The organism is Paraburkholderia aspalathi (genome assembly GCF_900116445.1).
GTDB lineage: Bacteria > Pseudomonadota > Gammaproteobacteria > Burkholderiales > Burkholderiaceae > Paraburkholderia > Paraburkholderia aspalathi.
In genome coordinates, this window is sequence record NZ_FPBH01000008.1 from 192,420 (window position 1) to 203,850 (window position 11,431).

General features: G+C 61.4%; 10 protein-coding genes. 8 read left to right on the forward strand and 2 right to left on the reverse strand.

Annotation, left to right across the window (positions count from 1 at the left end):
- Nucleotides 1–10 precede the first annotated feature (10 nt).
- Nucleotides 11–1,264 carry an efflux RND transporter periplasmic adaptor subunit gene (locus tag BM438_RS15315; protein WP_093635069.1) on the reverse strand — a complete coding sequence of 418 codons (1,254 nt, stop codon included), beginning with the start codon at nt 1,262–1,264 and terminating at the stop codon, nt 11–13.
- Between the two features lie 557 nt (nt 1,265–1,821).
- Nucleotides 1,822–2,403, reverse strand: coding sequence for a G/U mismatch-specific DNA glycosylase (gene mug / locus BM438_RS15320; RefSeq protein ID WP_093635070.1), 582 nt, complete (start codon nt 2,401–2,403; stop codon nt 1,822–1,824).
- Nucleotides 2,404–2,591: 188 nt separating this feature from the next.
- Here mug and BM438_RS15325 point away from each other — a divergent pair, with 188 nt between their 5' ends.
- The 8 genes from BM438_RS15325 (at nt 2,592) to BM438_RS15355 (ending at nt 11,279) form a co-directional block, all read left to right on the forward strand.
- Nucleotides 2,592–3,557, forward strand: a complete 966-nt coding sequence (locus BM438_RS15325; RefSeq protein WP_093635071.1) for an ornithine cyclodeaminase family protein — start codon at nt 2,592–2,594, stop codon at nt 3,555–3,557.
- Entirely contained in the window at nt 3,541–3,789 is a 249-nt protein-coding gene (locus tag BM438_RS44855; protein WP_143131706.1) for a hypothetical protein, read from the forward strand. Before BM438_RS15325 ends, BM438_RS44855 begins: the two co-directional genes overlap by 17 nt.
- Nucleotides 3,780–4,712, forward strand: a complete 933-nt coding sequence (locus tag BM438_RS15330; protein ID WP_093635072.1) for a LysR substrate-binding domain-containing protein — start codon at nt 3,780–3,782, stop codon at nt 4,710–4,712. Before BM438_RS44855 ends, BM438_RS15330 begins: the two co-directional genes overlap by 10 nt.
- Before the next feature lie 217 nt (nt 4,713–4,929).
- Nucleotides 4,930–6,474 carry an APC family permease gene (locus BM438_RS15335; RefSeq protein ID WP_093635073.1) on the forward strand — a complete coding sequence of 515 codons (1,545 nt, stop codon included), beginning with the start codon at nt 4,930–4,932 and terminating at the stop codon, nt 6,472–6,474.
- A gap of 57 nt (nt 6,475–6,531) precedes the next feature.
- The gene (locus BM438_RS15340) at nt 6,532–7,296 is read left to right on the forward strand and encodes an SDR family NAD(P)-dependent oxidoreductase (protein ID WP_093635074.1); all 765 of its coding nucleotides are present in this window, start codon (nt 6,532–6,534) and stop codon (nt 7,294–7,296) included.
- A 72-nt stretch (nt 7,297–7,368) separates the two neighbouring features.
- Nucleotides 7,369–8,799 (forward strand): aldehyde dehydrogenase family protein, encoded by a 1,431-nt coding sequence (locus BM438_RS15345; protein WP_093635075.1) that lies wholly within the window; start codon nt 7,369–7,371, stop codon nt 8,797–8,799.
- A gap of 162 nt (nt 8,800–8,961) precedes the next feature.
- Nucleotides 8,962–10,047 (forward strand): DSD1 family PLP-dependent enzyme, encoded by a 1,086-nt coding sequence (locus BM438_RS15350; protein ID WP_093635142.1) that lies wholly within the window; start codon nt 8,962–8,964, stop codon nt 10,045–10,047.
- A gap of 53 nt (nt 10,048–10,100) precedes the next feature.
- The gene (locus BM438_RS15355; RefSeq protein ID WP_093635076.1) at nt 10,101–11,279 is read left to right on the forward strand and encodes a porin; all 1,179 of its coding nucleotides are present in this window, start codon (nt 10,101–10,103) and stop codon (nt 11,277–11,279) included.
- Nucleotides 11,280–11,431: the final 152 nt, after the last annotated feature.

An 11,431-nucleotide genomic window follows, 5' to 3' on the forward strand; every position in this document is an offset into this window, starting at 1 on the left:
CGTGAGCTTGCTACGACGAAGCAGCATTAGCCGACGCCGCTGCTGGCGCGGACCCGGCAGCGGGTTCGGAGGCGGCAGGCTCCGCGGCGGCGCCGCTGGCCGACGCGCCCGCCGCCGCGGGCTTCGGCTTGGCCGGCTGGATTTTGGCGCCGTCGTTCAGGCGGTCCGTGCCGTCCGTGACCACCTGGTTGCCTTGCGAGAGACCGGACAGGATGACCGTGTTCTTGCCGTCGCTCGGGCCAAGCTTGACCTTGTGTACGGAGACGGTGTTGTTCGCGTTGACCAGATAGACGAAGTCGCCGGGCGCACCGGTTTGCACGGCGGGGGTCGGCACCAGCACGGCATTCTGCATCGTATCGACCAGCAACTTGACGTTGACGAACTCGTTGGGGAACAGCGCTTCGTCGTCGTTGGCGAAGGTGGCGCGTAAGGTGACGGTGCCGGTCGACGTGGCCATCTGGTTGCTGACGGCGTAGAGCGTGCCTGTGGCGACCTCGCGCGCGTTGTCGCTGGAATACGCGGTGACAGGCAACGTGGCGCCGCTGTTCAGGCGCTGCACGATGGAGGCCAGCGCGTCTTGCGGCACCGTGAACTGCACGGTAGTCGGCTTGATGGTGGTGATGACGACAATCCCCGTCGACGATGACGCCGTCACGTAGTTGCCCGGGTCCACGAGGCGCAGGCCGACCTTGCCGGCGACCGGCGCCGTGATGTAGCAATAGGCCAGGTCGAGGTCGAACTGGGCGATGTTGGCGAGATCGGCCTGGACTGCAGCCTCGTCCTGCTGCACGAGGAATTGCTGATCCGCAAAGGTCTGCTGGGCGATCGACTTGCGCTCGTTCAATTGCGTGAAGCGGACCAGATCGGCACGCGCCTGGGCCAGCGTCGCGCGGTCTTTGGCGAGTGTCGCCTGAGCCTGCTGCTTGCTGATCTGATACTGGCGCGGATCGATCTGGGCGAGGAACTGGCCTTTCTGTACTTCCTGGCCTTCGTGATAACCGACGGCCGTGAGGTAGCCGCTTAGCTGCGGCAGCACGGTCACGGTGGCGGTCGGCGTGACCGTGCCGAGCTCGCTCAACGTGACTGGCATCGAACCGAGTGTAGCGCTCGCTACAGTGACGACGATGGGTGCGACGTCGCGCGTGGGTTTCTTCTGGGTCAACAGATGGACAACGACAAGCGCGACTAGCGCCAGCACGACAACCGCAAACAGAATGAGCCCGCGTCGGGAGCGCTTGGGTTGCTTGGACACGGCTTCGCTCATAGGTATCTCCGAAAACAGATGCTGCCGTTGATAGTTGGACGGGGAGTCATTCTCTGCCGGGATGTTGGGAACATGCCATGGTTCTCGTGCGTTGTCACAACCCAACGACTGTTTGGACTGCTGTTATCTAATTGCAAGCAAAGCGGACTGGGCAAAATGCTTAAGGCCGTGACCGGCACAAGGCGACGTTATGGTCTGGTGACTGGATCCGTAGCGATGAATGCGCTTCGTAATTGGCGGTAACGTTTTATCAAGGTGGCCGCGCGAAATAGCGCGTGCGGCGAATCGCCGACGGCCGCGAGGGCCTTGCTGACAGACTGTGTGTTGCTCATGTTCGCCTTGGTGGAAGCCGGTGGACGACGATTGAGACGAGGCATGGCGTCAATGTACCAGGGGCGCGCAAGGCTTGAGTTACCGGAGTGATACATGTTGAGGTTTGAAAGACTCCGTCGGATGTCTTTCGGCTTGCAGCTCGCGCTAACGAACGGTTGATCGTTGAGGTTTTCTTTGGGCGGTGGTCGTCGCGAGCGGGAGTGCGCGATGAAAGCTTGTTGAAATTATTCAAGCCGCGATGAGGGAACAGGTTTGCGCGTTGAAGGAGAAAGCGCGCCCCCGGCCGGCGCAACGGCAAGACGAAGTTCCCGGTAGGCGATCACTAGCGCGTCGAGGCTGAATGTCCGGTTCAGTCCGCTGGGATTGGGCAACACCCATACGCGGGCGCCGCCGAACGTTGTCGGTTGCAGGCCCCAGTCGATGTCGCGTGTGCCCGACATCGCGGAGAGCGCCATCTTCCCGAGGAAGGCAACACATTGCGGCGCATAGCGTTCAATCTTCTGTTCGAATTCCGTCGCCGCCGCTTTGAACTCGCGGGGCGATAGTTCGTCGGCTCGTGCGGTTGGACGCGAGACCACGGTCGTCAGGCCACAACCGTACTGCAGGAGCGTGTGATCGTCGTCAGGAGAAATCTGTTCAGGGGTGAAGCCCGCCAGATGAACGACCCGCCAGAACCGATTGCCTCTGCCGGCAAAGTGGCGGCCGGTCGATGCCGCAAGAACGCCCGGATTGATTCCGCAAAACACCACCGACAAACCTGGTTCAAGAATGTCAGGAAGACTTTGCAGAGGATCGGAGTGAGTCACGGACGGTGTAATCCATTATTGGGGAGAGGCTCCCAGGAGAGCAGCAGTTTGGGCTACACCGTCACGGCGGACAAGCTACAGCCTTGAGTTCCTCCGCAACCGTCTTTGCATGAGTCCAGACCGTATCGGCATTGGCCAGCCGGATTCCGCCCCGCTATGTTAGGGAGTTTCAATGCTGCGAGGCTTTCATGTTGATCATTCCGGAGCAACAGGCGTCCCAACTCGTGTCCGTCGAGGACGCGATCGACGCCGTCGGCGATGCCTTTGCCGCGAGCTACGCGGGCAATGCCCGATCGTATCCCGTCGTGCGGGAACAGACTGGCCATGCCGACGCCGTATTCGGTGTGAAAGCCGGCTTTGATGCGTCGCTGCCGGTGCTCGGTCTCAAGGCCGGTGGTTACTGGCCGGGCAATGCAAAAAGAGGAATGGGCAATCACCAGTCTTCAGTACTTCTGTTTGATGCAGACACCGGTCGCGCGGTCGCCCTTGTAGGCGCGAACTATCTCACCGGCATTCGCACTGGAGCGGCCAGCGCGCTTGCGACGCGTGGTCTCGCGTCCCCGGACGCGTCGATTCTCGGTATCGTCGGCACCGGCGTACAGTCGATTCATCAATATCGCGCGACGTGCGCCGTGCGTCCGATCGCGCGTGTGCTGGCGTGGGACCCGAATCCGGACAACCTGCGCGCGTTGCGCGACCTGGTCGAGGCGGACGGTCTGCGATTCGATGCGTTGTCCCTCGAGGCGGTCGCGCGTCATGCCGATGTGCTGATTACGGTAACGCCGTCACATATGCCGCTGATCCGCCGCGAGTGGATTCGCCCAGGTGTCCACATCAACGCAATGGGAGCCGACACAATCGGCAAGCAGGAACTCGAGGTGGAACTGGTGGCGGCAGCCAGCATCGTCGTTGACGAGATCCAGCAGGCGATCTCGATTGGCGAATGCCAACATGCGTACGCCCGCGGATTGCTCACGGCGGAAAAACTGAGCCTCACGCTCGGCGGGCTGGTGAGTGGCGCCCAGCAGCGCGGCGCAGCCGACGACATCACGATCTTCGACGGAACCGGCACTGCGCTGCAGGATCTGGCTGTCGCAGCGCTCGCCTATCGACGCGCGCAAAAAGAAGGGCTGGGGTTTGCATGCGATTTTTGATCGACAGGCGGCCACGTTGATCCACGTGTTTATGCTCATTTATGGTGCATCAAGTTCCTTTGACACCGGCAGCGTCGCGCGTGTGCACCACAATGGATCGTCGGCGTTCCCTATTGACGTGTTTCGCCCGGCACAGCAGTTGCTTCGTTTTGTATCTGCCTTCGCCGGGCACGACTTCATCGGCGTGGGTGTTTTTTCGACTGGAGCGGCTGATTTCTGTCCATGGAACTGAAGTGGCTTGAAGATCTTTTGACGCTGGCGGCCACGCGCAATTTCTCGCGCACCGCCGAGTTGCGTTTCATGACACAGCCGGCGTTCAGCAGGCGCGTCAAGATGCTGGAAGAGTGGGTCGGCGTCAGGTTGCTCGATCGCAACGCGCAGCCGATTGCGCTGACCGAAGCGGGTGAACGGTTCCGCGACATTGCCGAGGAGGTGGCCCGGCAACTCTATCAGGGGCGCGACGAATTGCGTGCGGCAGCGGAGGGACTCGCGAGTACGGTCAAGTTTGTCGCGACACACAGCCTTTCGCTGACGTTTTTCCCCCAGTGGATCAGCGCTTCTGAAAAAGCGGGGGAAGTGCTGAAGTTCCGGCTCGATACCGGGCATGCGAATGCGTGTGTGCAGATGATGCTCCAGGGTACGAGCCACTTCATGCTGTGCCATACACATCCTTCTGTCGATATTGGCCTCGACCCCAAGCAGTTTCTCGTCTATCGCGTTGGCTTCGACCGCTTGTTGCCGTTGTCGCGGCCCGGTGCCGACAATGAGCCGCTCGATTCTCTGGACGGTGCGCCTGCGCATCACTGCCGGTACCTTGCGTATGCCGAAACGTCTGCCATCGGTCGTGCGGTGGAGAACCTGTTGCGTACCTCGCCCGCAGCCAATCGGCTCGACCGCGTCTTCGTCTCGCCGCTCGCCGGTGTGCTGAACTCGATGGTGCGCGACGGGCGCGGACTTGCGTGGCTGCCGCAGAGCCAGGTTGGTCGCGAGCTCGAATCGGGGGAACTGGTCCGCGCGGGCTCTTCCGAATGGGATCTCGATGTCGACATCACGCTGTTCCGTCCACGTGCTCGCTTGCCCAGCAGCGCCGAAGCATTCTGGGAAACGCTAACAGCCACTTCCGCAACCAATACGGTTCAGCCGGCTGCTGCCTGAGTCGCTGAAAGCGCAAGCTGCCGTTCAGGTCGCCGCAATACCTCATCGCAATCGACAGGTCCGGTCGCGAAGTCTCTGTTCATCCCCATCCGAATAAGTCATACGTATACGCCATAGCGCCATGCTCGCTCAGCATCGCGTGATCGAATTTCGGCATTGGATTGCAATTTTGTGGCCACCTACGATGCGCTCAAGTTGACCTGACTGGAGCAATTCGATGACTACGAAAGAGGTGAGCGCGAGTGCAGAGGCCGATGGCCTCAAGCGCAACGCGTTGGGATTGATCAGTGCGATGGGCATGTCCCTCGCGTTCATCTCGCCGACCATCGGCGTGATGTTTATATCGGCGTTGATCGGCGGCAAGGCCGGCGTGTCTTCGCCATTTGTGTTCGTGCTAGGGACCGCTGGCATTGCGCTCATGGCATTGACGATCGCGGAATTCGCCAAGCGCGTCACGTCAGCGGGCGGCTTCTACAAGTTCATTACGCTGGGTCTTGGACCCGAAGCCGGTTTTGCAGCCGGGATGCTGATGCTGTTCGCGTACGCGCTGCAAAGCCCGATCAATACGAATCTGTTCGGCGGTTTTCTCAGCAACGCACTTCGGAATGACTTCGGCATCACGGTGCCGTGGTGGGCGTTGATGATCGGCGTCGTGGTCCTGGTCGGTATTCTCGCGTGGTATTCGGTCCATGCGTCGATGCAATTCGACGTCGCGCTGCTGATTGCCGAAGTCGTGGTGGTGGGTGGCTTGTTGATCGTCATCGTGTTCAAGGGCGGCGATGCGGGTCAGGTGCCGGAAAGTTTTTCGCCGATGCACGCGGATCAGGGATTCGGCGGTATCGGGCAGGCATTCGTCTTTATCGTCATGGCGTTTTTCGGCTTCGAATCGTGCCTGACCGTGGCGGAGGAATGCCGTAATCCACGTCGCAATCTGCCGATCGCGCTGATTGGGTCGGTGGTGCTCGCTGGCTTGTGGTTCACATTCGCGATGTATTCGATCGTGGTGGGCTACGGCTCGGCGCACATGGACAAGCTGGCCAATTCTCAGGAGCCGATTCACGACCTCGCCGTGCGCTACCTTGGGCACATGTACGGCAATCTCGTCGATCTCGCGGCCGTCTCTGCCATCGTCGCCGTCGTGCTTGCCATCCATACCGCCAATTTCCGCGTGTTGTATTCGCTGGGCCGCGATGGGCTGCTTCACAAGGCGCTCGGCCGTACTCATCCGAAGCACAAGACGCCTCACGTCGCGATTATCGTGTACTCGATCCTGACCCTCGTGGTGGGTATTGGTGCGGGATTCTGGTGGGACCCGATGTCCGCGTTCGGCAATCTCGGCTATCTGTCGTCACTCGGCATGCTGCCCATCCTGATTCTCACCAACGTCGCATTGCCCGTGTTCATGTGGAAGCGCTATCGCGCTGAGTTTTCGCTGGTGCTGCATGTCGCGTTCCCCGTTATCTCCAATGTCATTTTCCTGGCAGCGATCTGGCTGAACGTTCATCCGTGGCCTGCTGCGCCATTGACCGCGTTCCCGTGGATTGTCGTGGCCGTGATCGTGCTCGCCGCGTTGTGGGGCCGGCGACTGAAGCGCCGCGGCTCGCCGGCGTTCTATCGCCTGGGCGCAGTGCTCTTCATTGAGGGCGATGCGATTCCGGAAATGGTGGACGTCGAAATCGAATCGCTCGATGAACTGCCGCATGGCTCGGCAACCATGCATGGCGCTGATAAGGCACTTGGCTACGGCAACGAAGCGGCCTGAAATTTTCTTCGCCACGTAGAGGTGTGTGCGTGGCGTGTAGCAACCAACCAGAGAACTATGATGGGCAGACTGAATGGTAAGAGCGCGCTGATTACCGGCGGCGCGTCAGGCATAGGTAGGGCGATTGCGCAATTGTTCGCCGAGGAGGGCGCCCGCGTCGTGATTACCGACATCAACACGGCGGCGCTTACTGCGGCGGTCGACGAGTTGGCGCAATACGGCACAGTGTCCGGTTGCACAGGCGACGTGCGTTCGATGGCGGATGCCGGCTACATGGTAGGGCACGCTGTCGATGAGCATGGCGGCCTCGACATCCTCGTATGCAATGCGGGCATTACCAGCGTGATGCCGATCGAGAAACTATCCGAGGACGAGTGGGACGCGGTTCTGACCACCAACGTCAAAGGCATGTTCACGATGGTCAAGCACGCCGTACCCAAGATGATCGAGCGCGGCGGCGGCAAGATCATTACGCTCGGCTCGGAGATGGGCATCGTCGCGGTCCCTGAGTCACCGGCATATAACGCCAGCAAGGGCGCGGTAATGATGTTCACAAAATCGATCGCGCTCGACCTGATCCGCCACAACATTCGCGTCAACGCGTTGTGTCCCGGCATTACGCGTACGCCGCTGCTGCAGGCGGAAGTCGACAACAGCCTCGACCCGGCGAAGACCGCCGCGGCTCAGGCATCGTGGGCGCCGATCATGCGTGTCGCCGACGCGCGCGAAATCGCCTATGGCGCACTTTTTCTGGCCAGCGACGAAAGCTCGTTCGCGGTCGGCACCAATCTCGTGCTCGACGGCGGCTTTACCGCGCGTTAGGCATCCCAGGCATTCCCGCAATGTTCGGCCGCTCATGCGGCGGCCGGCTTACGCCCCTACAGGAGTCACACAATGAAACAGACGGCAGCCTTTATCGACGCGGAGTCGGTCGAAACACTCAACACGGCTGCGGTGCTGGACCCGTCCAGCGGCAAGGCGATCGCCCAAACAGCGGATTGTGGTCCCGACGAAATCGATCGCGCCGTGCGCGCGGCCCGGCGCGCGTCGCGGCAATGGCGCAGAGTCGCGGTTGCCGAGCGTGCGCGCATTCTGCGGCGCATCGCCGAACTGATCAAGCGTGACGAGGCGGATCTCGCGCGTCTCGAAGCGTTGCAAACCGGCAAGCCGTTGAAGCAGGCGCGACGCGACGCGGAACTCACCGCCCGGTATTTCGACTTCTACGCCAGTGCGGTGGAAACACACTACGGTTCATCGATTCCGCTGAATGCGGACACGATGATCTTCACGGAGTGGGAGCCGCATGGCGTGACGGCGCACGTGATCCCGTGGAATTACCCGATGCAGATTTTCGCGCGCACGATTGCACCGGCGCTCGCGATGGGCAACTGCTGCGTATTGAAGCCCGCGGAAGAGGCGCCGTTGACCGCTGTGCGGCTCGCGTCGCTCGCATTCGAAGCAGGCCTGCCCGCCGGCGCTCTCAATGTCGTAACCGGGTACGGTGAGACCGCGGGTGCGGCATTGACGGGTCACGACGATATCGACCACATCTCATTCACCGGCTCGGTCGAAGTGGGGCGCATCATCGCCCACGCAGCGGCGAACCGCGTGATTCCCGCGACGATGGAACTGGGCGGCAAGTCGCCTAATATCGTGTTCGCCGATGCGGATCTCGAACGCACGGTGCCGGGTGTGATCAATGCGATCCTGCAAAACGCAGGTCAGACATGCTCAGCCGGCTCACGGCTGCTGGTCCACGAAAGCGTGCACGACGTGATGGTGGCGCGCATTGCGCAGGCCTTCGGCAACGTGGAGATCGGTCCCGCGTTGAACGACCCTGCACTGGGTCCGCTGATTTCGAAGACTCAGCGCGGCCGCGTCATGTCGTTCGTCGAACGGGCTCGCAGTCACGGCGCAAAAATCGTTGTCGGCGGCGATGCACTCAACGGCGGTGTGCTGGGCGACGGCTTTTTTTTCCAACCGACGCTGATCGACAACGTCGATCCGTACAGCGCGATCGGTCAGGAAGAAGTATTCGGTCCTGTGCTGGCCGTCACGCCGTTCCGCGATATCGAAGAAGCCGTGCGTCTCGCGAATGGTACCGACTACGGTCTTGTCGCCGGCGTATGGACGCGCGACATCGGCACCGCGCACCGGATGATCCGGGAAGTGCTGGCCGGACAGGTCTTCGTCAATACGTATGGCGCATCCGGCGGCGTCGAGCTGCCGTTCGGCGGCTTCAAACGCTCGGGCTACGGCCGCGAAAAAGGGGCGGAGGGGCTGCGTAGTTTTGCGCAGATCAAGACCGGTGTCGTCGCGCTGTAAGTGCGTTCACTTCTTTCTACATTCCGACTCATGACCAGCATCATGCCCGCACCGCGCTTGCGCGGTGAGCCGACTATCGTCGGTGATTCGCAATACGTTCCTGCTGCTAGCCGATCAATCGAACATCTGGCTACGCCGGCGCTACTGCTCGACGAAAGCCGGATGGCCCGCAACATCGCCCGTCTGCGAGGGCGGCTCGCGGGGCTCGGTGTCAACCTGCGTCCGCACCTGAAAACGGGGAAGTCGCTCGACGTTGCTCGCCGTGTCATGGATGGCCCAGCCGGCCCCGCAACGGTGTCGACGTTGCGCGAGGCCGAGCAATTCGCGGAGGGCGGCGTGCGCGACATCCTCTATGCCGTCGGTATCGCGCCGGGCAAGCTCGAGCGCGTGACGGCATTACGCCGGCGCGGGGTCGATCTGTCGGTGGTGGTCGACAGCCTGGATGCCGCCCACGCGGTTGCGAAGCAGTCACGCATCAGTCGCGATCCTATTCCCACGTTGATCGAGATCGACTCGGACGGTCATCGTGCTGGCGTAAGCCGCAAAGCGTCTGAGCAACTGGTGGCTATCGGTCGCGTGCTGCATGAGGGTGGCGCGCTGTTGCGCGGCGTCATGACCCATGCGGGGGAATCGTACGCGTGCGACACCGTCGAAGCGATCAGCGAGATGGCCGAGCGCGAACGTGCGGAAGCGGTTGCGTGTGCAACCGTGTTGCGCGATGCGGGTCTTCCCGCGCCGGTAGTGAGCGTGGGGTCGACGCCGACGGCCCACTTCGCGCGTGATCTGAGCGGTGTTACGGAAGTGCGCGCCGGGGTGTTCGTCTTCTTCGATCTCGTGATGGCGGGCCTCAACGTGTGCACCGTCGATGACATCGCGCTCAGCGTGCTCGCGACCGTGATCGGCCATCAACCCGACAAGGGCTGGATTCTGGTCGATGCGGGCTGGATGGCGATGTCGCGCGATCGCGGCACAGCATCGCAGAAGCTCGATCAGGGCTACGGCGTGGTCTGCGATGTGAATGGTGTGCCGTACCCCGGCCTGATCATGGCCCAGGCGAATCAGGAGCAGGGCATTCTCGCGCTGCGCAGCGGGGCGGACGCGCAGTTACCGCAACTGCCCATCGGCTCGCTGGTGCGCATTCTGCCCAATCACGCGTGCCCGACCGCCGCCCAGCACGATCACTACAAGGTGATACGGACTGGATCGCGCGAGATTGTCGACCAATGGTCGAGATTCAGGGGATGGTGAAGATGCAGCCACATTGGACAGACGCAGTTTAAATTCAACGAAGAAGAGATCAGATGAAGATAAAACTTCTGGCGGCGCTTGCCTGTAGCGCGTTGGCCAGTGCCGCACAGGCGCAGAGCAGCGTGACGCTGTACGGCACGCTCGATACCGCCATCGGCTACGTGAGCAATCTGCCGAAAGCGAATGGCGGGACGGGCAGCGCGTTCCAGATGATAAACGGGACGCTGAGCGCCAACTCCTGGGGCTTGAAGGGCACGGAAGACCTGGGCGGCGGACTCTCCGCGGTCTTCAGGCTCGAAAACGGCTTTGTTCTTAGCAACGGTGCCCTGAACAACAACGGGCGGGAGTTCGGTCGCGTGGCGACTGTCGGTCTGGCGAGCGTTCCGCTTGGCACTGTCACGCTCGGCCGGCAATTCGATCCGCTGGTCGACCTCATCGAACCGCTGACGGAAGACGCGATATTCGGGTCGGCGTTTGCGACTCCGGGCGATCTCGACAACTACGACGAAAGCCTTGGCGTCAATAATGCCGTGAAGTATGTGAGCCCGAGTTACGCGGGTTTTCAGTGGGAAGGAATGTATGCGCTCGGCGGAGTTGCGGGCGGCGCGTCGAGCGGTCAGACCTATGCGCTTGCAGCGGCATATGCGAACGGTCCGCTGAATCTTGCCGCCGGGTACCTTCACGCGAACTTCGCGAACGATTTCGTGTTGACCAGCAGCGGTGTGTCGCTCGCACCGGGCGCCAGCGCGCCGACAACCGACAACCCCTATTTTTCGAGTATCAATCGCGGACTGTTCTCGGCGAAGTCGGTGAGCATGATTCGCGCGGCCGCGAGTTATCAACTCGGCTTGTTCCAGTTCGGCGCGGCATACAGCAATGTCGCATACGGAGAAGGATCGCTGTCGGCCGACACCCACTTTAACAACGCTACGGTCTATGTGAACTACAAACCGGTTCCCACGACGACACTGGGCGTCGGCTACAACTTCACCAAGGGCGACGGCGGTGCGCAAACCGACGCGACCTACAATCAGGTTAGCCTGGGCGCCGACTACACTTTCTCGAAGCGTACGGACGTCTACGCACTCGCTGCATATCAGAAGGCATCTGGTCGAACGGCTGACGGCACGGGCGGCAGTATGGCAGCTACCGCATCGATCGGCTCCTATGGCCTCGATTCGGGTAAGAACTCGGAGACGATGGTCCTGCTCGGCGTGCGGCATCAGTTCTAAAGCGCAGCGCTCTCGCTTGCGTGGCTTTCGCGATCGTGAACCCACGCAAGCGCTTTGTCGCGTGAATGATTATTGATAACGCTTCAATTCACATTCGAGACGAGTGATGAAATCAGGAAAGACATCGCCAATTATTGGCACGCATGCCCACG